This is a genomic window from Blautia sp. OF03-13 (genome assembly GCF_003460685.1).
Classification (GTDB): Bacteria; Bacillota; Clostridia; order Lachnospirales; family Lachnospiraceae; genus Fusicatenibacter; species Fusicatenibacter saccharivorans.
In genome coordinates, this window is sequence record NZ_QTVR01000002.1 from 87,331 (window position 1) to 113,648 (window position 26,318).

The following is a 26,318-nucleotide window of genomic DNA, read 5'->3' on the forward strand; positions in this document are numbered from 1 at the left end:
GTGGGTAACCGCTTCGCCATCTGAATCAACCTGCAAGCGGAATAGCAGACACCTTTAAGCGGAGGATGGCGCCTGACTAAGAACAGGCGAAACCAGAATCTGAAACGGTTTACCCGGCCGTTTAATGCAATGCATAAATCTCGCTCGAAGGTTTCTAAAAATCTAATCGAAAATTTTCAGACATTCCATATCCCATAATAGTCTTTGAATGGAAGCTTTCATCGGAAGCATCAACCCTATGCATACAGAGCAGGTTTCCTGACTTACAGATCATCGTTCCACATTCCTTCTCATATGTTGCGGACATACAATGGATTTGTTATGCTTCACTCCCTGATTACAGTGACCGGATCGCCCAGGAATCTCACCTGAATTCCCTCTCTCACCAAAAGACGGATCTTCTTTTGATGCACTCTGGATGTTGATATGAAATTTATACACAACCGTACTATATACCATAGGGCGGTATTTGTCAAGGAAAAATCGCAAAAAGAAAAGGAATCAGACAAAAAGCCGTGTGCATAGAATGAGATATGAAGAGAAAAAATGATAAATTGGAACTGATACTGTTAGGAGTGGGGATTCTCCTGCTGCTGTTATTGTTTGTTGTGAAGCGCCGTCTGGATGCGCCGGAAGAGACAGCGACAGCAGAAAGCAGGACGGAGACGATGGAAGGCAAAAAGCAGGAGGAGACGATACAGAACATGGAACAGGAAAACGCGGCTTTTCTGAACAGTAAAAAGGAAGAACAAAAAGAAACAACGGCAGCCGGACCGGTGCAGATCCGTGTCCTTCTGACAGACTGCGGAAAGCTGGGATACGCACAGAAACAGGTGTCCCTGCGTGGAAACGCAAGCCTTTCCATGAACGACGGCGCATACATAGCTTCCCCGCAGGAGACGATCTGTGTGACGGAACAGGAATGCGGGGAAGTTGTGCATGTGGTGCCGGCCGATGAGACGGCGGGAACGGCGGTTTCCCTTACGGGAAAGCCGGAGGACGAGACGGTTTATCCGGGAAGTTTTGTCATCTATAAAAGCGAAGAGGGACTTCTCGTTGTAAATGAACTTGATCTGGAAATGTATCTTCGGTATGTCGTGCCGAGTGAGATGCCGTCCTCCTATGAAAAGGAGGCATTAAAAGCACAGGCGGTCTGTGCGAGAACGTATGCGTGTGCCAGGATTCGTGAAAAAACGTGGGAGAACTACCACGCGGATGTAGACGACAGCGTGGAAAGCCAGGTCTACCACAATATGGAAGCGCAGCCGGAGACAGACGCTGCGGTGGCGGAGACAGAAGGAAAAATCATCACCTGCGGCGGGGAACCAATTCAGGCGTATTTTTTCTCAACCTCCTGCGGGAAGACGAGTACGGATGAAGTGTGGAATACGGCGGAGACGGCAGAATATCTGAAGAGCGTGACGGTAGGCGGGGAGAAGCAGGAACCGGAGACGGAGGAGGCGTTTGCATCGTTTATCACCAAAAGGGACAGCACAAGTCTGGAAGTGGAGGACGGCTGGTACCGCTGGCAGGTGACGATTCCGGCGGATGTGCTGTCAGAACGGGCAGCGGATCAGAAAATCGGGGAGATCACGGGGATTGAGGTGCGGCGGCGGTCAGAGGGAGGTGCGGCAGAAACCGTCCTTATCGAGGGGGAAAAAGGATCCATGGAAATCGAGGGAGAGTATCAGATCCGAAAGTTCCTCTCGGCGAAAGGCTGGCCGATTCAGAAAAACGACGGAACCGTAAGCTGCGAGATGGATCTGCTTCCGAGCGCCTGCTTTGCCGTGGTTCCGGAAAAAGAAGGGGAAACGGCTGTCTCCTTTACATTTTACGGCGGCGGCTACGGCCACGGCGTCGGCATGTCACAGAACGGTGCGAAACATCTGGCAGAGCAGGGAAAATCGTATGAGGAGATTCTCCGCTATTTTTACCAGAACATCGAAATCGGCGACTGCCGTTCCCTTTTTTAAAAAATCACCGAAAACAGATTTTTTGTGCTATAATGGGCGAAAGCGAAAAACAGTTAGAAAATGACGAGGAGAGAAACATGGCGACAATCAAGGACATAGCGGCACGCGCCGGCGTTACGGCGACGACGGTTTCCCGCGTGATCAACAACCGCGGATACATCAGTGAAGAGACAAGAAAAAAAGTAACGCAGGCGATGCAGGAGATGAATTACCAGCCGAATGAGCTGGCGCGTTCCCTGGCAAAAGCGCATTCCAATACGATCGGGGTTATCGTTCCGCACATCTCGCACCCGTTTTTCAGTAAAATGATCAGTGCACTCGAGAGCGCGGCGGCAAAGCGGGGCTACAAGATTCTGCTCTGCAACTCGAAAGATCAGCCGGAGAAAGAAACCGAATATCTCGATATGTTCATCTCCAACCGTGTAACCGGCGTTGTGATGGCAAGCCGCGATGTGCAGATTGAAAAGTTTCATGATCTGAAAATTCCGATCGTCAATTTCGAGCGAGAGGAAAATACGGAGGCCATTACAATCCAGTGTGACAACGAGCAGGGAGGAGCGCTTGCAGCATCGCATCTTGCGGACTGCGGCTGCTGCCATCTGCTTCATTTCGGCGGAATCGTCGGAAGAGATATGCCGGCGGACCGGCGTGCGGATGGATTCCTGCGCGTCTGCCGGGAGCGGGGGATTGAAGGGGAAGTTCTTTTGAGTGACCGCTTAAGCTACGGCTCCATGCACTATGAATCCTATATTGAAAAGGGCCTTCTGGAGCACCCGGAGACGGACGGCATTTTTGCAAGCAGTGACCTGATTGCCGCACAGGTACTCCAGCGCCTTTACGCCATGGGAAAACGGGTGCCGGAGGATATTAAAGTTGTCGGGTTTGATGACACTGTGATCGCCGGGATTACCACGCCTTCCATCACGACGATCCATCAGCCGATTGAGGAAATGTCGGAGCTTTCCATTGCGTATATCGACCGGAGAAGAAAGGGAGAGATGGTGCCGAATGTGACGACCATGCCGGTGAGCCTTGTGGTGCGCGATTCGGCGTGAAACAAAAACGAAAAGAAAACTCTGCGGAAAAAAGAAACCGCGGAGTTTTTTTCTGCCCTGCGGTAAACGATAGACAGAAAAATAGCAAAAAAGACAAAGAAGAAGCCGGAAATTTGTTGAAAAATATGGTATGTAAACGGTTGACATATAATTCACACAACGGTATACTGCAAGAGAAGAAACGTAACACAGAATTACCGTTACCGGAATGATGTGACAAAATAAAGAATAAGATAAAGGAGAATAAACAACATGACAGTGGAATATCAGAGAAGACTCGAAAAACACTACGACGAGCTGAAATGGCTCTACTGTGAGCTGTATCCAAACGGCCAGGGACGCTTTGAGGAACTCTGTGCAGCCATGGAGCAGTGGTACAAAGAGCGGAATAAAAAATGGAAAGCGCTGGATCGGAAAAGAGAAAAACAGAAAGACTGGTACAAGAGCCAGAAAATGCTCGGTATGATGCTGTACATCGACGCATTCGCAGATAACATCAGCGGCCTTGAGAAAAAACTGGATTATTTAAAAGAGTGCAACGTCAACTACCTGCATCTGATGCCGTTCCTTGCAACGCCGAAGGGAAAAAGCGACGGCGGCTATGCGGTTGCCGATTACCGCACGGTACAGCCGTCCCTTGGAACGATGGAAGATCTGGCTGCCCTCTCTGAAAAATGCCATGACCAGGGCATGAGCCTTTGTATGGATTTCGTTATGAACCACACTTCCGAGGATCATGAATGGGCAAAACGTGCACTTGCCGGTGAAAAAGAGTACCAGGACCGTTACTTTTTCTTCGACAACTACGATATTCCGTCCGAATATGAAAAGACCTGTCCGCAGGTATTCCCGACAACGGCACCGGGCAACTTTACCTGGAGAGAGGACTGCCATAAATTTGTCATGACGACGTTCTATCCATACCAGTGGGATCTGAACTATGCGAACCCGGTTGTCTTTAACGAGATGGTAAACAATATGCTCTATCTCGTCAACCAGGGAATCGATATCGTCCGCATTGATGCCGTTCCATACATCTGGAAACAGCTCGGCACCACCTGCCGTAACCTGCCGCAGGTACATACCATTGTCCGCATGATGCGTATGATCACCGAGATCGTCTGCCCGGGCGTTCTGCTGCTCGGCGAGGTTGTCATGGAGCCGGAAAAGGTTGTTCCGTACTTCGGAACTCTGGAAAAACCGGAGTGCCATATGCTGTACAACGTAACGACGATGGCATCCACCTGGCACACCATTGCAACGGCAGATACCCGCCTGCTGAAACATCAGATGGATATTGTGACGAGACTGCCGAAGGATTATGTCTTCCTGAACTATCTGAGATGCCACGATGATATCGGCTGGGGCCTCGATTACGAATGGCTGAAACAGTTCGGCATCGCCGAGGCACCGCATAAAAAATATCTGAATGATTACTTCCGCGGCTATGTGGAGGGAAGCGATGCAAGAGGAGAGCTCTACAACGACGCTCCTGTTCTGCAGGATGCGCGTCTCTGCGGAACGACGGCTTCTCTCTGCGGTCTTGAGGCGGCAGGCTTTGAGCAGAATGAAGAGAAGACGGCACAGGCCATCCAGAGAATCGAAATGCTGAATGCATACCTCTTCATCCAGTCCGGTATTCCGGTCATCTACAGCGGTGACGAGATCGGTCAGGTCAACGATTACTCCTACAAGGAGAGCGAGGACTACGACCGCAGATCCGACAGCCGTTATATTCACCGCGGCCACTTCCGCTGGGATCTGGAACCGGAGAAGGATAAAAAAGGAACGATACAGAATCGGATTTTTGCTTCGATGAAGAAGATGGAAGAGCTCAAATTCAAATATCGTCCGTTCGATGGGGAGGCGGATGTCTGGACCGAGGAAACGTACGATACCGCACTTCTCTGCGTCTGCAGAAAATCCGGCAATGAGATGGTGACGGGAATCTTCAACTTCAGCAACGAGGACCGTACCGCATGGATCGATATGGGAGAGTTCACCTGGAAGGATCTGTTTACCGGCGAAAAACGCGTTCTGCGCGGTGTTCCGGTTCCAGCCCGCGGTTACGCATGGTATTACCGCAAATGGGATTGAAATCCCTTGCGAAGGAAAGAAAAGTATGATATGCTTTGTAGGCTATCCTGCAATACAAGATGTGTGCAATAATGGGATAGATTCACGAAAACAAAGAAAAGGCGGTTTTGCCAGATGATAAAAACAATCCGCGGTTTTATGAAGCGCCTGAATGAGGACCATGTCGGTGCTTATGCAGCGCAGAGCGCGTATTTCATTCTTCTTTCCTTTATTCCGTTTGTTCTTCTGGTTGTTACGCTTGTAAAATATACGCCGCTGACACGCGACGATGTTTACAGCGTTCTGATCAATATGCTGCCCACGGAGTTCCAGAGCTACGTGGGCGGTATTGTAAATGAGATCTTTTATCAGTCCGTTGCCTATATGCCGATTACGATCATCACAACGCTGTGGTCGGCGGGAAAGGGCATTGCGGCGCTGACAAACGGGCTGAACAGCATTTATCACGTAACAGAGACACGTAATTACATCATCAACCGGCTGCGGGGCATGGCATATACCTTGATATTTGTCGCTGCATTCCTCACCAGTCTGGTGCTTCTGGTCTTCGGAACCCGCATTCAGAATAAGCTGACGGAACATCTGCCGATGGTGGCGCGCGTGACATCCTCTATCATGGGCATGCGTACCCTGATTACGACAGGCGTGCTGGCGGTTCTGTTCCTGGTGCTGTATAAATGCATTCCGAACCGGAAGGCGAGCTTTAAGAGCCAGTGCCCGGGCGCACTGATCTCATCCCTTGCCTGGTCTATTTTTTCCCTTGCATTTTCCATGTACCTCGACATCGCGCTTGCGGCGTCCAATATGTACGGCAGTCTGACGATGATCGTGTTTATCATGATCTGGATGTATTTCTGCATGTGGATCCTTCTGATCGGCGCGGAGATCAACGCGTATTTTGAGGATAAACTGCGGAAACTGCAGAATGCGGCGATCGAGCATTTTATGGAAAATAAAGAGACGAATAAAGAAGCGGGAAAATAATGGCTTGACATCCGGGGGTCAAGACGGTACAATAAATATTGTTTATGAAAGTTTTATAAATAATCTAACAGGAAAAATGCTGTGAAGATGTTCAGAGAAATATTTTTTCCGCCAGAGAGAGGGAGTCATCGGCTGCAAGCTCCTTCAGGTTCAGGAATATTTCAAATTTCGCATTGGAGCAGATGTCCGGAACGTATAGCAGGATACTGGAAATGCAAGTAGGGACAGACGTTTGGTGTACGTTACAGCACCGGTTATGAGTGTCTGCAGGAAGTATCTGCAGAAATCAGGGTGGTACCGCGAAATTTCAGATCTCGTCCCTTTGTGGGGCGGGGTCTTTTTTTGTGAGCAACGAGCCAGACAGCCATGCTTGCATGGATATTTGGCGACTGCCACGAAAATCAGATGCTCCGCTGTTTGCAGCGGGGTATCTGACTGTTTTTCACATTTACCATCAAACAAGCAAGAAAAAGAAAGTAGGAGAGTCAAATGCAGGAAAAAAGTGTATTAACCGGCCATCTGTCTGAATTAAAACAGAAGATTGAAAATGGACTGGAAGAGCTGAAAAGCTCCAAAGAACTGTATGAATTTAAGAGCGAGTATCTGGAAGGAAAGAAAAGTAAGATCAGCGGGCTGATGAAAGAAATGAAAAACATTGCCCCGGAAGAGCGCGCAAACTACGGTAAATCCGTCAATGAGTTAAAAGAGTGGGCGCTTGGCCGCTTCCAGAAAGTGGAAGAGGAGATGAAAGAGCGCGAGCTGCAGAAGAAATATGAGTCCGAGAAAATCGACCTGACCCTTCCGGCAGAAGAGACAGCGATCGGAAACCTTCATCCGGTTACCCTGATCCGCAAACAGCTCATCGACATCTTTGCAGGCATGGGCTTTGAGGTATACGAGGGAAGAGAAATCGAGACCGATTACTACAACTTTACTGCACTGAATACACCACAGGATCACCCGGCAAGAGATATGCAGGATACCTTCTATCTCTCCCCGGAATTCCTGCTTCGTACCCAGACATCGGCAGGCCAGATTCATGTCATGGAAAACAAAAAGCCGCCGATCAAGATCCTTTCCCCGGGACGTGTTTTTCGGTCTGATGACGACGCAACCCATTCTCCGATGTTCCATCAGATGGAGGGACTCGTTGTCGACAAAAACATCACCCTCTGCGACCTGAAAGGAATGCTCGACGTACTCGTACAGAAGATCTACGGCGAGGGAACGACAACACGTCTTCGTCCATCTTACTTCCCGTTCACGGAGCCGTCCGTTGAGGTAGACTGCAGCTGCTTCGCCTGCGGCGGAAAAGGATGCAGCCTCTGCAAGGGAACCGGCTGGATCGAGGTCCTTGGAGCAGGTATCGTAAACAAACGCGTGCTGGAGAACTGCGGCATTGATTCAGAAGAGTACAGCGGCTTCGCTTTTGGCATCGGCCTGGAGCGTATCGCCATGCTGAAATACGGAATCAACAACATCAAACTGTTATTCGGTTCCGATCTGCGGGTTTTAAATCAGATTAACGAGAAATAAAGACGAAACAGTTTGAATTTGGAGGTTTAATATGTTAGTACCGTTAAGTTGGCTGAAAGAATATGTAGATATCGATGTTACCCCGGAAGAACTGGAGAAAAAACTGTTCGACGGCGGTTTTGAAGTAGAAGAGCGTTATCAGGTGGGAAAAGACATCAGCAACGTTGTTGTCGGTCTGGTGGAGGGCTGCGAGCCGATCCCGGAGACCCATCTTCATGTGTGCCAGGTAAATGCAGGAGAACACGGCACCATGCAGATCTGCTGCGGCGCAGACAACGTGCACACCGGCGGAAAATTCCCGGTTGCCCTTCCTGGCGCTTCTGTTTATGCAACAGCAAAAGATCATAAGACCATCGAGGGTGTTATGACCATCAAAAAAGGAAAATTAAGAGGATATGAGTCCTGCGGAATGCTCTGCTCCGGCGTGGAGCTCGGCCTTACCGAGGATCTGTACCCGGGCGCAGGCTACAACGGACTGCTTGTTCTGCCGGAAGATGCCGAGCTTGGCGCAGATGTCAAAGAGCTGACAGGTCTTGACGACTGGATCTTTGATATCTCCCTGACTGCAAACAGACCGGACTGCCAGAGTATCCTCGGTATCGCAAGAGAAGTATCGGCGATGCTGGAAAAACCTTTAAAAATGCCGGCAACCGATTACACCGAGACGGATGTGGAAAAAGAAGGCTTCTCTGTCCGCGTGGAAGCTCCGGAACTCTGCCCGCGTTACAGCGCTCATTACGTATATGACGTAAAAATCGGAGAGTCCCCGGCATGGATGAAACGCCGTCTGGCACTCGTCGGCATGTCCGCGATCTCCAACGTGGTTGATATCACAAACTACGTCTTAAAAGAGATCGGCCAGCCGATGCATGCTTTTGACTGCTCTTATCTGGAAGGCAATGAAATCTGTGTCAGAAGAGCAAAAGAAAATGAAAAGATTGTGACCCTCGATGAGCAGGAATACACAATGAATGAGAACAACCTCGTGATCTGCGACGGTGTAAAACCGGTTGCACTTGCCGGTGTCATGGGAGGCTTAAACTCCGAGATCCGCGACACGACAGAGGCTGTTATGTTTGAGTCCGCAAAATTCGCACGCGACAACGTCAGAAAGACAGCCCGTGCGCTTGGAAAAGCGACGGATGCCAGTGCAAGATATGAGAAAGGCGTGGACGAGTATTCAACCGTACTTGGTATGAAACGTGCGCTGCATCTGATGGAAGAGCTTGGCTGCGGTAAAGTTTCCCGTACCCATTTCGATGTGAACACCGGAAACTCCATCGATCCGACTCCGATGACCGTCAGTGTCAGCAAAGTAAACGGCGTACTCGGTATCGAAGTTCCGGAAGCAGAGATTCTCCGCATTATGAAAAACCTGAACTTTGCACCGGAAATCAACGGCGATGAGCTGACCATTCAGGTACCGGCTTACCGTGAGGATATGCTGCCGGAGGGCGAAAACGATGTAGAGCGTTACCCGGATGTGGCAGAGGAAGTCATCCGTATGTACGGCTACGACCACGTAACAGATACCTTCCTTTCCGCTGCACAGGTAACGATGGGCGGCTACAATGAAGAGCAGAAAGGCGAGCTGGCACTGAAGAATACCTTATGCACCATGGGTATCTACGAGTGCATGCATTACTCCTTCTTCTCCCCTGCAGATCTGGATCTCTTGAAACTGCCGGCAGATGCAAAAGAGAGAAATGCCATCGAGATCATCAACCCGATCAACCAGGATCTGTCCCTGATGCGTACCACACTGGCAGCTTCCATGCTGAATGCCATTTCCAGAAATGAGAAACAGGGCACCCTTGAAGGAAGACTGTTCGAGGTAGCAAGCATCTACATTCCGGAGTCCCTGCCGCTGACATCCTACCCGGATGAGAGAAAAGTTCTCTGCGTCGGAACCTTCGGAAACAACGAGAGCTTCTTCACTATGAAGGGCATCGCCAACACCATCGCCGAGAGCATGGACATTGAGTTCACCTACGAGCCGGTTCAGAAATCCTTCCTGCATCCGTATCAGGCAGTGAAAGTACTCTGCGAGGGTACAGAAATCGGATACTTCGGAAAAGCAGCATATGATATCCAGAACGAGCTGAGCATGCGTGCTTCCGCTTACATCATGGAGCTTGACTTAAAAGAGCTCTCCAGATGGTACGGCAAAAAACGCACCTTCCAGCCGATCTCCAAATTCCAGGAGGAGAAACGTGACCTGGCATTTGTCATGGACAAAAACATCAGCTGCGGCGATGTAGAGAACTGTATCCGCGAGGCAAACAAATACGTAAAAGAGATCCGTCTGTTCGATGTTTACGAGGGCGGCCAGATTCCGGAAGGCAAGAAGAGCATGGCGTTCACCGTCACCTTTGCACCGAAGGAAGAAGCATTTGACTTCGAAAAAGTACAGAAATTTGTCGAGAAGATCTGCAAGAAACTGCAGAATGAGTTCAACATCGAACTGAGAGGCTGATTTTTATGAAACTTTATATCATGCGCCACGGTGAAACCGCGTGGAACGTAGAAGGCAGACTGCAGGGCCAGACGGACACCGAGCTGAATGAGAACGGTGTCCGTCTGGCGAAAGTGACGGCGGAAGGACTGAAAAATATCCCGTTTGACCTTGGAATTTCCAGTCCACTGCGCCGCGCAAAGCACACGGCAGAGCTCGTCCTTGCGGGCAGAAATGTGCCGCTTACGACCGACGACCGCCTGATGGAGCTTTCCTTTGGCTCCTGGGAAGGGCTTGGATGCCGGGCAAACAATTTTGAGATTCCGTCTGAACACTTCGACGATTTTTACAGAGATCCGTTCCACTTCCGCCCGGCGGGAGACGGAGAGACGATCCAGGAGGTCTGCGACCGGGCAGAAGCGTTCTATCATGAGCTGACTGCGAAACCGGAGTTCCAGGACAAGACGATCCTGATCGCCACCCACGGCTGCTGCATGCGTGCGCTGCTACGCAATGTCTATGAAGACAAGAACGACTTCTGGCACGGCGGCGTGCCGTACAACTGTGCGGTCAGCATCATCGAAGTACAGAACGGTGTTTCCACGCTGCTTGCGGATAATAAAATCTATTATGATCCGTCGGACTGCGTAAACTTTTATAAAGAAGTAAAATAAAAAATGATATTCAGAGGCAGACATAAAAGGAAAGTATTTCCCTTTGTGCCTGCCTCTTTAAATCGCGTTTGCCGTCTGACAGAAAGTGTGATACTATAGAAATAACGGATTTTAACACCAGTAGACAAGAAGTCCCCCGTTTCTGAAGCGGTGGGATGAATTGCTAAAAGAAACATAACGGCAGTGGCGGGCGGAGAGAAATCGGTATTCTCCACTGACATGAGGCAAGTCACAGTCGAACTATTTTCGACATGTCAGACTCCGTGAAATACCGACTATGAGTTGAAACAATGAAAGCGAAAAAGGAGGAACACAAGTATGTCCATGGTAACACTGGGAAGTACAGGAATCTGTGTAAACAAGAACGGCTTCGGCGCGCTGCCGGTACAGCGTGTCACGAAAGAAGACGCTGTTTATCTGCTGCGCAAAGCGTATGACGGAGGCATCCGCTTTTTTGATACCGCGCGTGCCTACAGCGACAGCGAGGAAAAATTAGGCGCAGCGTTTGAGGGAATGCGTGAGAAGGTCTTTATCTCTACGAAGACGATGGCAAAGGATGTGGAGGGCTTCTGGAAGGATCTGGAGACAAGCCTTTCCCTTTTGAAGACGGATTACATCGATATCTATCAGTTCCACAATCCGTCCTTCTGTCCTAAGCCGGGAGATGGAACCGGCCTGTATGAGGCGATGCTGGAAGCAAAAGCACAGGGAAAAATCCGCCACATCGGTATCACGAACCACCGCATGAGCGTGGCAGAGGAGATCATCGAGTCCGGTCTTTACGAGACGCTGCAGTTCCCGTTCTGCTATCTGGCAACGGACCGTGAGAAAGCACTGGTACAGGGATGCAAAGAGAAAAATATCGGCTTTATCGCAATGAAAGCGCTTTCGGGCGGGCTGATCACAAACTCCGCGGCTGCATATGCTTTTGAAGACCAGTACGACAACGTGCTTCCGATCTGGGGCGTCCAGAGAGAAAAAGAGCTGGACGAGTTCTTAAGCTACATTGCCTGTCCGCCTGCCATGACGGATGAAATCAAGACGATGATCGAGAAAGACCAGAAAGAGCTCTCCGGCAACTTCTGCCGCGGCTGCGGTTACTGTATGCCATGTCCGGCAGGCATTGAGATTAACACCTGCGCGCGCATGAGCCTGCTTCTGCGCCGTTCCCCGTCCGCCAACCAGCTCACCGAGCGCGGCCAGGCGATGATGAAGAAAATCGAGGTTGTCTCCACTGCGGCGCCTGCATGAAGAAATGTCCCTACGGTCTGAATACGCCGAAGCTTCTCGAAGAGAACTACGAAGATTATAAAAATGTACTGGCAGGAAAAACACTGGTATGAGTAATCTGATCTTCAGCCTGAACGCGACGATGCCGATCTTCCTGACAATGATTTTGGGACTTTTCTTTCGAAAGGTTGGTATTCTGGACGAATCGTTCACAAGCAAAATGAACAAATTTGTGTTTAAAATCGCACTCCCGGTGCTGCTGTTCCAGGACCTGTCGGATTCTGATTTCTCCGCTGTGTGGGATATCAAATTCGTTCTGTTCTGCTTCTTTGCAACACTGCTCTCAATTCTTGCGGTATGGGGACTTTCCCATCTCTTAAAAGAGAGAAGTGCAAGAGGCGAATTTATCCAGGCGGCGTACCGGAGCAGTGCGGCGATCCTTGGTATTGCCTTTATCCAGAATATCTACGGAAATTCCGGCATGGCGCCGCTGATGATCATCAGCAGTGTGCCGCTGTATAATATCATGGCGGTTGTCGTTCTTGCGGTATTCGGTCCGGAACGGGAGGAGATCACGGCAGATTTTGTGAAAAAGACGGCGAAAAATATCGTGACAAACCCGATTATCCTCGGGATCGCTGCAGGACTTCTCTGGTCGGTGCTTCGCATTCCAAAGCCGGTGATTCTGCAGAAAACGGTGCAGAATATTGCGGTACTTGCAACGCCGCTCGGCCTGATTGCGATGGGTGCGTCGTTTGAGGCAAAGAGCGCGGCAAAGAATATCCGGCCGTCGATTGCTGCAGCTGCGATTAAGCTGGTCGGTCTTGCAGCTGTCTTTCTGCCGATCGCCGTGATACTTGGCTTCCGTCAGGAAAAATTGGTGGCAATCCTTGTGATGCTGGGTTCCGCAACGACGGTGAGCAGTTTTATCATGGCGAAAAATATGGGTCATGAGGGAAGTCTGACGGCAAACACCGTTATGCTCACAACGTGCGGCAGTGCCTTTACGCTGACGTTCTGGCTGTATCTGATGAAAACGCTGGCGTTTATCTAACCGGATTGCGAATATCCGCTTTGATTTTCAGTACACCAAAAGCGTGTCCGGGATTTTGTCCGGGCACGCTTTTATCAATCATAAAAATCAGAAAAAGAGGGAAAAGAATGGACTTCAAAAATGCGGTCAAAGCATTACAGATTGGAAAAAAGGAAGGAAAAGAATTCCGCCTTTCTACGGAATTTGGGAAAAATCCGGAAGAAGAGCTCCCGTTTCCGGAATATCCGCGTCCGCAGATGCGCCGGGAAAACTGGACAAATCTGAACGGATGGTGGGAGTATGCGTTCACGGAAACGCAGAAAATGCCAAAACAGCGGGACGGAAAAATTCTCGTTCCGTTTTCCCCGGAGTGCGATGCGTCCGGCGTGAAGCGGCAGCTGCTTCCAAAAGAATATCTGTGGTACTTCCGCACGATTCAGCTTCCCAAAATTCCTGCCGGAAAACGGCTGCTGCTGCAGTTCGGCGCCGTGGATCAGGATGCGGTAATTTACTGCAACGGAAAGCGTGCCGGAGGCCATCTCGGCGGGTATCTTTCTTTTTCAGTGGATCTTACGCCGTATCTCAAAACGGGAGAGAACGAGCTTGCCGTCAAGGTGCGCGATGAGACGGACACGGACTGGAAGGGCCGCGGAAAGCAGAGCCTTACCCCGGGCGGCATGTTTTACACCGCGCAGAGCGGCATCTGGCAGAGCGTCTGGATGGAATGGGTGCCGGAGACGTATCTGGAACGCATCGTGATCACGCCGGAATATGATACGGCGAGCGTAAAAGTACGGGTTTTCCTCAACGGACCGGATGCGGGACTGACGAAAAAAATTACGGTGCGGGAGAGCGAAGCGCCGGATGCGAAGGTGATCTGCGTCCGGGAGACGAGAGAAAACGAGGCGGAGCTGATTCTCGGTAATTTTGCAGGCTGGAGCCCGGAACATCCGCATCTCTATGGGGTTTCCATTGAAGCGGGAGAAGACCGCATCGAGAGTTATTTCGGCATGCGCAAATTCGGCATTGGAAAAGATGAGAAAGGAATCACGCGTCTTCTCTTAAACGGAAAGCCGTATTTCCAGAACGGTGTCCTCGACCAGGGTTATTGGCCGGAAAGCTTCTACACGCCGCCGTCCGATGAGGCGATGGTTTATGACATTAAGACGGCCAAACGCCTCGGTTTCAATATGATCCGGAAACACCTGAAAGTTGAGTGCGCAAGATGGTATTCCCACTGCGACCATATCGGTATGCTGGTGTGGCAGGATATGATCAACGGCGGCGGCCGGTCGATTCAGACGTTCCTTTTGTACCTTCCGACCGTACTGCCGTTTGTGACAACGGAATTCAGGGATAACTGTTATCCGCTCTTTTCGCGGACCTCAAAAACGGGAAGAGAGTGGTGGAAGCGGGAGTGCCGCGAGACGGTTCATCAGCTTTACAATGCACCGTGCGTGTCGCTCTGGGTTCTGTTCAACGAGGGATGGGGACAGTTTGATGCCAGGGAGATGACAGAAATGGTGCGCGCTCTCGATCCGACGCGGCAGATCGACCACGCGAGCGGCTGGTACGATCAGGGAGCGGGGGACATCAAGAGCCTTCACAATTACTTTCGTCCGTTAAAAGTAAAACCGGAGGAGCGCGCGTTTGCTTTTTCTGAATACGGCGGCTATACGTATCCGGTACAGGAGCATCTCTACTCCGAAAAATCGTTCGGCTACCGCACGTACCAGAACCAGACACAGTACCAGAAAGCGATGAATGCACTGGCAGAAAAGATAAGAGAACTCACAGAACAGGGACTTGCCGCAGCAGTCTACACACAGCTTACCGATGTCGAGGAGGAGTCGAACGGCATCCTTACGTATGACCGGAAGGTATGCAAATGGGAACCACAGGAGGCAAAAGATTTTTGCTCAAAAGAATAATTTGGTAAAATTTTTGTTGACAAAGTGAGGATAAGTTGCTAATATATTGGATAAGGCGTTGGAAGTTGTAAGAAATTGCTGAAAATCCGCGGCGCCTGCGGATGGAGGAAAGTTGGTGTTTATGGAACAGAAAAGAACATTATCCCTGCTGGTGGATAATACGCCGGGACTTTTAAGCAGAGTAGCTGGTCTTTTCAGCCGACGCGGATACAATATCGAGACGATCACCGCCGGTGTGACAGCAGACCCGCGATACACAAGAATGACTGTTGTTCTGTACTGCAGTGATGAAATGATTCTGGAGCAGATCAAAAAACAGCTGGCAAAACTTGTCGATGTGCGGGATATCAAAGAGCTGAAGCCGGACGAGAGTGTCAGACGAGAGCTGATGCTGGTCAAAATCCGTGTGAATGAAAATGAACGCCGCAATGTCATCGCCATCTCCGATGTCTTCCGTGGAAGAATCGTGGATGTGGGACAGGAAAGCCTGATTGTAGAGCTGACCGGAAACCAGTCAAAGCTCGAAGGGTTCCTGAATCTGGTACAGGGATACGAAATCCTGGAACTGGCCAGAACAGGAGTGACAGGACTCTCCAGAGGAGCCCACGATGTGCGTTACCTCGATTAACGCAGATCACATTACATACGTTTGCTAGAGGAATGAAATTTTTGTATAGAAAAGTTCATTTCCCTGACAAACAGCAAAAGGCAGAAATGCTTTTCGCTGTATAAATTGACCGACCTGCCGCCGGTCAAGACATTCTATATATTATGGAGGAAAATAAAATGGCAGCAAGACTTTTTTATCAGGAAGATTGTAATCTCTCTTTACTGGAAGGCAAAAAAATCGCAATTATCGGCTACGGAAGCCAGGGACATGCTCATGCACTGAACCTGAAAGATTCCGGCTGTGATGTTATTATTGGACTTTATGAAGGCAGCAAATCCTGGGCAAAAGCAGAGGCACAGGGATTCAAAGTATACACCGCTGCTGAGGCTGCAAAACAGGCTGATATCATCATGATCCTGATCAACGATGAAAAACAGGCTGCAATGTACAAAAAAGATATCGAGCCAAACCTGGAAGAGGGCAACATGCTGATGTTCGCTCATGGTTTCGCTATCCACTTCGGACAGATCGTACCTCCGAAGAACGTAGATGTAGCTATGATCGCTCCGAAAGCACCTGGCCACACAGTAAGAAGCGAGTATCAGGCTGGCAAAGGAACTCCTTGCCTGGTTGCTGTTGAGCAGGATTACACCGGAAAAGCTCTGGACAGAGCACTGGCTTACGGCCTTGGAATCGGCGGAGCAAGAGCTGGTCTTCTGGAGACAACCTTCAGAACTGAGACCGAAACAGACCTGTTCGGTGAGCAGGCAGTTCTCTGCGGCGGTGTATGCGCCCTGATGCAGGCTGGATTTGAGACTCTGTGCGAGGCTGGATACGACCCAAGAAACGCATACTTCGAGTGCATCCATGAGATGAAACTGATCGTAGACCTGATCTATCAGTCGGGATTCTCCGGAATGAGATACTCCATCTCCAACACAGCCGAGTACGGCGATTACATCACCGGACCGAAGATCATCACAGAAGAAACCAAGAAGACCATGAAGAAGATCCTTTCCGATATCCAGGATGGTACTTTCGCAAAAGACTTCCTTCTGGATATGTCCCCAGCAGGCGGACAGGCTCACTTCCGTGCAATGAGAAGAAAAGCTGCAGAGCATCCGTCAGAGAAAGTCGGAGAAGAAGTCAGAAAACTGTACAGCTGGAGCAACGAGGACAAACTGATCAACAACTAATCGGTTTGCTGTCAAATGATCCATATCGGGAGGCTGCCTTTGCGGGCAGTCTCCTTTTTTCGTTCTATCGTTTTATCATAGAAAAAACACTTCCGCGCCATGCATATCCCCCAATATGATAGGGCGCGGAAGTGTTATCTTTTCTGTATTCGTTTTTTTATGCCTCCTGACGACAGGCAGGAAAAGCACGGTAGTATTTGATATAAGAACTTAAAATATCAAAAAATTCGGAATTGGTCGGTTTTGTCAGAACCGGATGCACAGAAAGCGAAAAGAGCAGATCACGGTTTCCGCGGGTCCAGCAGACGGAAATAGCGGTGCGGATGTCTCGTTCGACGCAGGAGGACGATACCTGAAACGTTTGCGCGATCTTTGGGTACAGCGTTTTGCTGACCCGAAGGAGATAATCTTCGTCTTCCATGCATAAAGCGATACCATAGGCGAGATAGCGAAATCCGCGGTATTTTGCACCAATTCCTAAAGAGTGTAGTAGAAAGTAAATTTCAGTTTCCATTACGATGTCTCCTTTTATTCAGTTTTTACATAGTCTTTGCAGACGGGCATGCCAGAGGTGAAAGTTTGTATGGCATACGATTTTCCCCTTTCACTTATGATACGTGGAAAACGTCGAAAAATTACATATTCAGAAAGAAAAAGTGACAATATAGTAAAATAAAAGAGAATATGACACGAAATAAAGAAATAAATGTAATGAAACGGGAGAGGGAAAAATAACATTGATTTTTCAGAAGTTCGCTGGTATAATGAAAACATGATTACGGGGTATGGCGTAGCTTGGTAGCGCGCACGGCTGGGGGCCGTGAGGTCGCAGGTTCAAATCCTGTTGCCCCGATCGGTAAGAGTGTCGTTTTACGGCACTTTTTTTCTTACGGACAAAGACGTGTGCGGAAGAAAAATGAATTGCGCAGAAAAAACAGGGAGGAAGTTATGGGGAAAGTAACGATACAGAGTATGGCAAAGGAGCTGGGACTGTCCCGGAATACGGTTGCATGGCATTAAAGGATGATCCGAAGGTAGCTCCGGTGACGCGGGAGAGAGTTCTTCGGATGGCGAAAAGAAATGGCTATCTGGGCGAAAATGTATATGTGGAAGAAGTTCGGGCACCGCAGGAGAAGCATTACAATATTATGGTTCTGCGTACGCGGGATGCCGCTGTTTATTGGGACCGTGTCGTGAGCGGCATCTCCGAGGAGGCGAGCCTCAATAACTGTCAGACGCGCGTTGCGGTCGTGACGGAGCGGGAGGAGGAGAACGGCATTCTGCCGCTCGGCCTGAATGAAAATATCGATGCGATCTTCTGCATTAAAATGCTGCCGCCGGAATATATGCAGAAACTGGTAAATCTGGGTTACCGCATCTTTCAGCTCGACCATTACTGCGGCATCGAACAGCGGCCGATGGGCGATATCGTGCGTGTGGACGGTGTGCAGCCGGTGAGTCTTCTGACGTCCCATCTGATCGGGCAGGGCATGACGCGGATCGGTTTCCTAAGTGAGCACAGCAGCACGTATGAGTCGATGCATGACCGGTATGTCGGTTTCCTTGCAGCGATGGAACAGGCGGGCATTCCGCTCGATGAGGAGCTTGTGCGCCCCAATATGGAGAGCGATCATTTTTATTACCCGGAAAATTTTGACAAGATTGTGGCGAGCTACGATACACTGCCGGAAGCGATTGTCTGCGGCAACGATATGATCGCCAAAAGATTGACAGAATCCTTCCGGAAAATCGGCGTGCGCGTGCCGGAGGATGTGGCACTGACCGGATTTGATGATGATGAGGACCGGATGCTGTATCCGTTCTTCTCAACCGTTCATGTCGATACGAAGTGGCTTGGCCGCCGTATGGTGCATGAATTTTTATGGCGGGAGGAGCACCCGGAAGCGCCGAAAGAACGGATTCTCGTTTCGGGGGAGGTTGTGGTGCGCCGTTCCTCGTGCAAGCGCCAGGGATAGAAAGAAATAGAAAAAACAGGAAAAAGTGAACAAAGAAAGAAAGCCAGGGACGCCCCGGCGGACGAGAAGAAAAACCGTCTGCCGGGGCGTTTCCGGCTCCCTTTTTGCGATGATTCAAATTCGTGCATAAATGCCATGTAGAAAAACACTAATTAATAATGCAAAATGGTGCATTTAAGGAAAGCTAAACTGAACAAAAATGACAAAAACGCAAGAATAAAAACCTCGTTAATATCACACATTAAAAAATAATAGTGCAAAATAATGCATTATATCGCCGGAAGGAAGGGAGAGAGCGAAATGCAGGAATGGACGGAGGACCGCTGCAACCTGGATATCGATATCATCGCACTGCCGGGCTGGTCGGATGCAACATCCAAAATTTCCCTTCTGATGGGCGATGAGACACAGCGACCGGACATCATCTGGTGGTGGAACATGGAAGCTGACTATACGAAATGGGTAGACGCAGGCCTTCTGGTGGATGTTTCTCAGTATATGAAGAAATACACCAACATGGTTGACTACTACAACAGCGTAGATCCTGGCGTTATGTTCTATGCATCCGGAGACAACGGAATTTACCGTATCCCGGGCGACGTTGCAGAGCCGGCATGTGAGACTCTGTGGATCCGGAAAGACTGGCTGGACAACTTAGGACTGGCTGTTCCGACTACACTGGATGAGCTGGATGAGCTCAAGGAAATCCACGGAAAACAGGTAGAGGATTACCAGAAATACCTGGAAGAGTACAACAAATAAAACAACGAAATCATGCGTTAGAGTACCCGCCGGAGCCTCCTTTCCGGCGGGTGTATTTTTACGGAATCCTGCGTTTTGCGCTTGACAGAGATGGAGAAAAATGGTAACATAAGAGCCAAGTTAGGAAAAAGGCAAAGAAGAGGAATACTACATGGAGCTTCCGAATCCAGAAAGCTGTTGGGTGATGCGAAACAGCAGACGAATTCCGTGGAACTGACCTCAGAGCCGCTGCTCCCAAATTTAGAATAAAAAGAGTAGGTGCAGACGGAAACCCACCGTTAGAAGGGCAGGATATGCAGATGTTTCATCCGTATCCGCAGAGTGTACAGAGAAAATCTCTGTAAAACAGGAGTGGTACCGCGTAAGATAGCAAGTCTTTCGTCTCTTGTGTCAGAAGCCGACACAGAAGATGAGAGATTTTTTTATGCTTTCATCCCGAATTTATGTCGGCAGAATAAATTATATTTCACTTTCTGGGAGGAAAAAATCATGATGAATGCAAAGAAGTATCAGAAACAGTATTATATGCCGCCGGTTCCGTGCATGGACTGGGCAGAAAAAGACAGCATTGACAAAGCACCGGTATGGTGCAGCGTTGACCTTCGTGACGGAAACCAGCACTTGTAATTCCGATGAGCCTGGAGCAGAAGGTAGAATTCTTCAAACTCCTCGTTGAGGTTGGTTTCAAAGAGATCGAGGTCGGCTTCCCGGCAGCATCTGAGACCGAGTACGAATTCCTTCGCACCCTGATCGAGCAGGATCTGATCCCGGATGACGTAACCGTTCAGGTTCTGACCCAGGCGAGAGAGCATATCATCCGCAAGACCTTCGAGGCATTAAAGGGCTGCAAGAATGCCATCGTTCACGTTTACAATTCCACTTCCTATGCACAGCGTCAGCAGGTCTTCAAAAAATCGAAAGAAGACATCCTGAAAATCGCCGTTGAGGGAGCAAAGCTCTTAAAAGAGCTGACAGAAGAGGCCGGCGAGAAATACCGCTTCGAGTACAGCCCGGAGAGCTTTACCGGAACCGAGCCGGAATATGCGCTTGAGGTGTGCAACGCCGTTCTCGACGTATGGCAGCCGACTGCAGACCGCAAAGCCATCATCAACCTGCCGAGCACCGTGGAGCTTTCCATGCCGCACGTTTATGCAAGCCAGGTGGAATACATGAGCAAAAACCTGAAATACCGCGATAATGTCGTTCTTTCCCTTCATCCGCACAATGACCGCGGCTGCGGCGTTTCCGATGCAGAGATGGGTATCCTTGCCGGAGCAGACCGTATCGAGGGAACGCTGTTCGGAAACGGCGAGAGAACCGGAAACGTGGATATTATCACGGTCGGCATGAACATGTACATGCAGGGCGTCGATCCGGAGCTTGACTTCTCCGATATGCCGAAACTCTGCCATGCATTTGAATCCTTCACCGGTATGAGCATCAACCCGAGAAGCCCGTACTGCGGATCTCTCGTATTTGCAGCCTTCTCCGGTTCCCATCAGGATGCGATCGCAAAAGGCATGCACTGGATCGAGGAGAAAGCACCGGATACCTGGACCGTTCCGTATCTGCCGATCGATCCGACCGATATCGGAAGAAACTACGATGCAGACGTCATCCGCATCAACAGCCAGTCTGGAAAGGGCGGTGTCGGCTATATTCTGGAGACGAAATACGGCCTGAATCTGCCGGCGAAGATGCGCGAGGCTATGAGCTATACCGCAAAATCCGTTTCCGATCATCTGCATAAAGAGCTGCGTCCGGATGAAATCTTTGAACTCTTCAAGGACAGCTTCGAGAACGTAACCACACCGTATAACATCAACGGCGTTCACTTTAAACAGCTTGATGCGGGCAAAATTGAAGCACAGGTTACTTCCAACTATGAGGGCGGCGAGTATACAACCGTATTTGCAGAAGGAAACGGCCGTCTGAACGCAGTCAGCAACGCGCTGAAACAGCAGTACAATCTGCAGTATGATCTGGTCAGCTATACGGAGCATGCTTTAGAGCAGAGTTCCAAATCCCGTGCGATCGCCTATGTCGGCATCAAGAAGCCGGACGGAACACTTTCCTGGGGTGCAGGCGTAGACCCGGATATCATCCGTGCTTCCATCGATGCGCTGGTAACTGCAATCAACAACCGATAAGAAAAGAGAGAGAATATGCTGTTTAAAAACAAAATCGAATATACCAAAGAGCTGTTTGTGGAGATTTACCGCACCGAAATGAAAAAAGTGCTGCTCGTGCTGCGGATCATCACCGGTCTTGCTGTTGCGGCTGCCATTCTCTTCATGATCTACGGTGCAGTGACCCGCGGATCCGTTCTGCCGGGCGATTTCTTCAATCTGGGAATTTCTGTCCTGATGGCACTGCTGTGTACGTTTCTGCCGAATCTGATGGCCCGTTCGCAGATGAAAAAATGCAAAAAGAAAGGCCTTCTCGGAGAACGTACCCTTCGTTTTACGGAGCATGTGCTCACGATGACATACGAAAAAGAGGGCAGAAGCACCGATATTCCGCTGGAGCAGCTGGCAAAGGTCACGGAGTTTGACAACTATATCCGTATCACCATCGGCGGCAGAAGTACTTTTCTTGACAAGAAACGCTTTGAGATCGGAGAAGCAGCAGCGTTTGTGACCTGGGCGGAAGACAAAATCGCAGAAAATGCGGAAAAAGAGGAAGAGGCGCTTGCCCTGGAAGAAGCAGCAGAATCCCCGGCCCTGGAAGAAGGCGAAGCAAAAACGGAGGAGTCCGACGAAAATTAAATCATACATTCTGACAAAAAATATTTTGGCAGAATGGTGGAAAATGGCTGTGCATTTTTGTGCACAGTCATTTTTTGTATATTTTTGTTGTTTTTTCATACTTCATCCATTATAATAAAAGGAAGCGTACAGGTAAAACTAATCTGAAACGTATCCGGCCGGGAGTCAGAGAGGCTCTGCCGGGAGTCAAAGTGAAGGAGAGAAAGAGCATGGAAGTATTATACAAAAGTACCAGAGGCAATGGAGAAACCGTAACTGCATCCCGGGCAATCTTAAAGGGTCTGTCCGACGACGGCGGATTATTTGTACCGACCTCCATTCCAGCACTGGATGTTCCCATGGAAAAACTTGCGGCTATGAGCTATCAGGAAGTAGCATACGAGGTAATGAGCCGTTTTCTTACCGACTTTACAGAAGATGAACTGAAAAACTGTATTGCAAACGCATACGATGCGAAATTTGACACAGAGGAAATTGCACCGCTGACAAAAGCAGACGGTGTTTACTATCTGGAGCTGTTCCACGGCGCAACGATCGCGTTCAAGGACATGGCACTTTCCATTCTGCCGCATCTGATGACGACCGCCGCAAAGAAAAACGGCGTGAAAAATGAGATCGTCATCTTAACTGCTACATCGGGAGATACCGGAAAAGCAGCAATGGCAGGCTTTGCAGATGTGCCGGGCACCAGAATTATTGTATTTTACCCGAAGAACGGCGTAAGCCCGATTCAGGAAAAACAGATGGTAACACAGAAGGGCAAGAACACCCACGTTGTAGCCATCCACGGAAACTTCGACGACGCACAGACCGGCGTGAAGAAAATGTTTAACGATAAAGAGCTTGGAAAAGAGCTGGCAGATAAAGGTTTCCAGTTCAGCTCTGCAAACTCGATCAACATCGGAAGACTCGTTCCGCAGGTCGTCTACTACGTATATGCTTACGCAAACCTGGTGAAAAACGGAGAGATTGCAGACGGAGAAAAGATCAATGTAACCGTTCCGACCGGAAACTTCGGAAATATTCTCGCTGCATTCTATGCAAAACAGATGGGACTGCCGATCGCAAAACTGATCTGCGCTTCCAATGAGAACAAAGTTCTGTTTGACTTCTTCCGCACCGGCGTTTACGACAGAAACAGAGACTTTATTCTGACAACATCACCGTCCATGGATATCCTGATCTCGAGCAATCTGGAGCGTCTGATCTACCGCATCGCCGGAAACAGCGAAGCAGCAGACCGCGAGCTGATGCAGGATCTTGCAAAGGACGGAAAATATGAGATCACCGATGCGATGAAAAAAGAGCTGGCAGACTTCTACGGCAATTATGCATCCGAACAGGAGACAGCAGACGCGATTGCAAAACTGTACAGCGATACCGGATATGTGATTGATACCCATACCGCGGTTGCAGCGGCTGTATACGGAAAATACCGCGAGGAAACCTATGACGAAACCAAGACCGTCATTGCATCTACCGCAAGCCCGTATAAATTTACAAGCAGCGTTCTTGCAGCGATTGCACCGGAGTATGACACCCTTCCAGTACTGGAGCAGGTAGACAAGCTGTCTGCACTTGCCAATACCGAGATTCCGCGTGCGATCGAAGAAATCCGTACTGCACCGGTGCTTCATACGACAGAGTGTGATGTAGATCAGATGCTGGAGACTGTTCGGGCGTTTTTGAAATAAGATAAAGCAGGAGCAGAATTTTAAAACAGGCAGAGCACACAGCAGGCTTTGCCTGTTTTTGCAGGGAGAGAAGAATAAATAATGAAAAATAAAGTAATCAGGGGAGTACTGGCGGCAGCCTGCGTGACAACCGCTGTCAGTGCTGCGAACGTATTTGGAGCAGGCACAGAGCAGAGTCTGGTAAATGAGGCTTCTGCTGTTACACAGGAAGAAACAGAAGAAACATCGGAGGCGGAAACCACAGACGAAAATACGCCGGAGATGACAGAAACGGAGACGCCGGATTCGACAGCGGAAAATGCCGCCTCGGATCTTCCGGCGGCAGAAGTACAGAGCGGAAAGCCCGAAGAGACGGCGGTATCCGTGCAGGCTGGAAGCTATTACCCATGGGTGAATGAGAACGGGATCTGGTATTTTAAGGATCCGGATGGTACCATTGTCAAAGGAGCCTGGAGAGAGTACGACAAGAACCGTTACTACCTGAATAATGACGGAAAAATGGCGGTCGGCTGGAAAAAACTTGATGGAGCCTGGTATTATTTCCAAAGCTGGGGCGGTGTTTACCGGGATGCCTTTTACACCGTGAAAAATGTACCGTATTATTCTGATGCGGACGGAAAAATGGCGACCGGATGGAAACTGATCGATGATGTGTATTATTATTTTGATGATCAGGGCGCGATGTACCGGAATCGTTTTTTTGAGTATGACAAGAATACGTATTATGTTGATGCGGATGGAAAAATGGCATCCGGGTTCGAACAGATTGACGGGATCTGGTATTACTTCCGAAGCTGGGGCGGCATGGCACGAAATACCTTTCTGACGCATAAAAATAATATTTATCATGTTGATACGGATGGAAAGATGACGACCGGCTGGCTGCTGCAGGATGGAACCTGGTATTATTTCCGAAGCTGGGGCGGCATGTACCGCAGCACCTTTTTCAAAGCACCGACAGGAAGTGCACTTTACTATGCCGATGAGAACGGAAAGATGGCTGTCGGAAAAAAACAGATCGACGGTGACTGGTACTATTTCAAGGACTGGGGCGGCATGTATCAGAATGCATTCATCAAAAACGGAACGAGTGTCTGCCATGCGGCTGCAGATGGAAAACTGACCGTCGGCTGGCTGCAGCAGGGCAGTACATATTACTATTTTGATGAAACCGGAGAGCAGTATTTTGACCGCTTTTTTGAATATGACAACAATACATATCGTGTGAATGCAGATGGAAAGATGGTAACCGGCTGGCAGAAAATCAATGGTACGTATTATTATTTCCGGGGCTGGGGCGGCATGTACCGTAGTACCTTTTTCCAGCTTGGCGGTGAAACGTATTATGCCGATGCGGATGGAAAGATGGTGACGGGCTGGCTTTCGAAAGAGAACCAGTGGTATTACTTCCGGGAAAATGGTGCGATGTACCGCAATACCTTCTTTACGCATTTAAACAACAGTTACTATGCCGATGCCAACGGCGTGATGGTGACGGGAGAGCGGACTATTAACGGCGCTTCCTATTACTTTAAAGACTGGGGAGGCATGGCAAAGAACCAGTGGCTCAATGCACAGAAACGGATGGTAAGCGGTGATCCGCAGACGGGCTGGTATTACTTTGGAAGCGACGGAAAGATGGTAAAATCGTATTACGCTCTGCTGAAAAAGAACAGCAGCAACTGGTACTACAGCTTTGACGAAAACGGAGTGTGCATTCTCGGCTCGAGCCAGTATGTGCGTGCAAAGGACAGCGTAAGCGGAAAATATTATACGATGGAGCATCAGTATTACACGGATCCGCCTGTGAGTGACCGTGATTTCTTTGCGGCTATCTGCAGTGCGGAGGCGGGTGTCCAGAGAAAAACAGGTATGACGGCAGTTGCGATGGTCATCCGGAACCGGATGGCGGCACAGAATATTTCGCTCCGCACCGCGATTTATAAACAGCAGCAGTTTGAACCGGCGCGGAACGGAAGTCTGACAAACTATCTGACGGGAATTGCGGAGCAGAGCAGTTCGATTATCAATCAGCTGAAAAATAATGGAGCCTACGGTGCAGTGGATGAATCCCAGTCGATCATGGATGCATATCTGAAGAACGGCACAAAGCGTGTGATCCCGGGCTTTGGCGATACGAGAGATGATTTTGATTATCTATATTTCATGACTCCGAAAGCATTTAAAAATCTGAATATGGATAAAGAAAAATGTGTGACATATACATACACCTATAAATGGACAACTTCCAGCGGAACAGCGCGGGAAGATTCCCATATTTTCTTTGTGAACTGGGTGAAAAAACAGAGCTGATCGGACGTCATATCGAAAGAAGGGGCGAACA

The 26,318-nt window shown here is 49.4% G+C and carries 18 protein-coding genes, 1 tRNA gene, 2 pseudogenes, 1 riboswitch and 2 other annotated features; of the genes and pseudogenes, 20 read left to right on the forward strand and 1 reads right to left on the reverse strand.

Annotated elements, in window-relative coordinates; genetic code table 11:
- Positions 1-231: 231 nt before the first annotated feature.
- A riboswitch (cobalamin riboswitch) is annotated at positions 232-432 on the reverse strand.
- Positions 433-533: 101 nt separating this feature from the next.
- From DXA55_RS01735 to ilvC, 13 genes and pseudogenes are all read left to right on the forward strand, one after another.
- Positions 534-1,973, forward strand: coding sequence for a SpoIID/LytB domain-containing protein (locus DXA55_RS01735; protein ID WP_117812877.1), 1,440 nt, complete (start codon positions 534-536; stop codon positions 1,971-1,973).
- Between the two features lie 77 nt (positions 1,974-2,050).
- Complete coding sequence (locus DXA55_RS01740; RefSeq protein ID WP_022461831.1) at positions 2,051-3,028, forward strand: LacI family DNA-binding transcriptional regulator; 978 nt, start codon at positions 2,051-2,053, stop codon at positions 3,026-3,028.
- On the forward strand, positions 3,025-3,240 hold the full coding sequence (locus tag DXA55_RS16950) for a hypothetical protein (RefSeq protein ID WP_117800947.1): 216 nt from the start codon (positions 3,025-3,027) through the stop codon (positions 3,238-3,240). The genes DXA55_RS01740 and DXA55_RS16950 overlap by 4 nt, the downstream gene beginning before the upstream one ends.
- Positions 3,241-3,280: 40 nt before the next feature.
- Entirely contained in the window at positions 3,281-5,125 is a 1,845-nt protein-coding gene (locus DXA55_RS01745) for an alpha-amylase family protein (protein ID WP_117812878.1), read from the forward strand.
- Positions 5,126-5,239: 114 nt separating this feature from the next.
- A complete protein-coding gene (locus DXA55_RS01750; protein ID WP_117812879.1) occupies positions 5,240-6,109 on the forward strand; it encodes a YihY/virulence factor BrkB family protein in 870 nt (289 codons plus the stop codon).
- 72 nt (positions 6,110-6,181) lie between these two features.
- Positions 6,182-6,434: a binding site (T-box leader), on the forward strand.
- Between the two features lie 164 nt (positions 6,435-6,598).
- Positions 6,599-7,645 (forward strand): phenylalanine--tRNA ligase subunit alpha, encoded by a 1,047-nt coding sequence (pheS, locus tag DXA55_RS01755; RefSeq protein WP_022461828.1) that lies wholly within the window; start codon positions 6,599-6,601, stop codon positions 7,643-7,645.
- A 31-nt stretch (positions 7,646-7,676) separates the two neighbouring features.
- Positions 7,677-10,121: a phenylalanine--tRNA ligase subunit beta gene (gene pheT / locus DXA55_RS01760; RefSeq protein WP_117812880.1), complete on the forward strand. Its 2,445-nt coding sequence runs from the start codon at positions 7,677-7,679 to the stop codon at positions 10,119-10,121.
- A 5-nt stretch (positions 10,122-10,126) separates the two neighbouring features.
- Positions 10,127-10,774 (forward strand): histidine phosphatase family protein, encoded by a 648-nt coding sequence (locus tag DXA55_RS01765; protein WP_117509036.1) that lies wholly within the window; start codon positions 10,127-10,129, stop codon positions 10,772-10,774.
- A gap of 318 nt (positions 10,775-11,092) precedes the next feature.
- Positions 11,093-12,117: pseudogene (locus DXA55_RS01770) on the forward strand (aldo/keto reductase).
- Entirely contained in the window at positions 12,114-13,058 is a 945-nt protein-coding gene (locus DXA55_RS01775) for an AEC family transporter (RefSeq protein WP_117812881.1), read from the forward strand. Before DXA55_RS01770 ends, DXA55_RS01775 begins: the two are co-directional and overlap by 4 nt.
- 107 nt (positions 13,059-13,165) lie before the next feature.
- Positions 13,166-14,968: a glycoside hydrolase family 2 protein gene (locus DXA55_RS01780; RefSeq protein ID WP_117812882.1), complete on the forward strand. Its 1,803-nt coding sequence runs from the start codon at positions 13,166-13,168 to the stop codon at positions 14,966-14,968.
- Positions 14,969-15,089: 121 nt separating this feature from the next.
- Positions 15,090-15,596, forward strand: coding sequence for an acetolactate synthase small subunit (ilvN, locus tag DXA55_RS01785; protein WP_022462281.1), 507 nt, complete (start codon positions 15,090-15,092; stop codon positions 15,594-15,596).
- Positions 15,597-15,754: 158 nt separating this feature from the next.
- Entirely contained in the window at positions 15,755-16,774 is a 1,020-nt protein-coding gene (gene ilvC / locus DXA55_RS01790) for a ketol-acid reductoisomerase (protein WP_022462282.1), read from the forward strand.
- Positions 16,775-16,931: 157 nt separating this feature from the next.
- On the opposite strand, the gene DXA55_RS01795 is transcribed toward ilvC, so the two are convergent.
- Positions 16,932-17,288 (reverse strand): sporulation initiation factor Spo0A C-terminal domain-containing protein, encoded by a 357-nt coding sequence (locus DXA55_RS01795; protein ID WP_022462283.1) that lies wholly within the window; start codon positions 17,286-17,288, stop codon positions 16,932-16,934.
- A 265-nt stretch (positions 17,289-17,553) separates the two neighbouring features.
- On the opposite strand from DXA55_RS01795, the gene DXA55_RS01800 reads away from it, so the two are divergent.
- From DXA55_RS01800 to DXA55_RS01830, 7 genes and pseudogenes are all read left to right on the forward strand, one after another.
- Positions 17,554-17,627, forward strand: a tRNA-Pro gene (locus DXA55_RS01800).
- Positions 17,628-17,784: 157 nt separating this feature from the next.
- Positions 17,785-18,750 carry a substrate-binding domain-containing protein gene (locus DXA55_RS01805; protein WP_117812883.1) on the forward strand — a complete coding sequence of 322 codons (966 nt, stop codon included), beginning with the start codon at positions 17,785-17,787 and terminating at the stop codon, positions 18,748-18,750.
- A gap of 300 nt (positions 18,751-19,050) precedes the next feature.
- Positions 19,051-19,512, forward strand: a complete 462-nt coding sequence (locus DXA55_RS01810) for an extracellular solute-binding protein (protein WP_158565007.1) — start codon at positions 19,051-19,053, stop codon at positions 19,510-19,512.
- Positions 19,513-19,637: 125 nt separating this feature from the next.
- Positions 19,638-19,901: a binding site (T-box leader), on the forward strand.
- Between the two features lie 100 nt (positions 19,902-20,001).
- Positions 20,002-21,662 (forward strand): annotated as a pseudogene (locus tag DXA55_RS01815) (2-isopropylmalate synthase).
- A gap of 15 nt (positions 21,663-21,677) precedes the next feature.
- Positions 21,678-22,280: a hypothetical protein gene (locus DXA55_RS01820; protein ID WP_117509030.1), complete on the forward strand. Its 603-nt coding sequence runs from the start codon at positions 21,678-21,680 to the stop codon at positions 22,278-22,280.
- Between the two features lie 209 nt (positions 22,281-22,489).
- Entirely contained in the window at positions 22,490-23,974 is a 1,485-nt protein-coding gene (thrC, locus tag DXA55_RS01825) for a threonine synthase (protein WP_117812885.1), read from the forward strand.
- 81 nt (positions 23,975-24,055) lie between these two features.
- On the forward strand, positions 24,056-26,287 hold the full coding sequence (locus DXA55_RS01830; protein WP_117812886.1) for a cell wall hydrolase: 2,232 nt from the start codon (positions 24,056-24,058) through the stop codon (positions 26,285-26,287).
- Positions 26,288-26,318 lie beyond the last annotated feature (31 nt).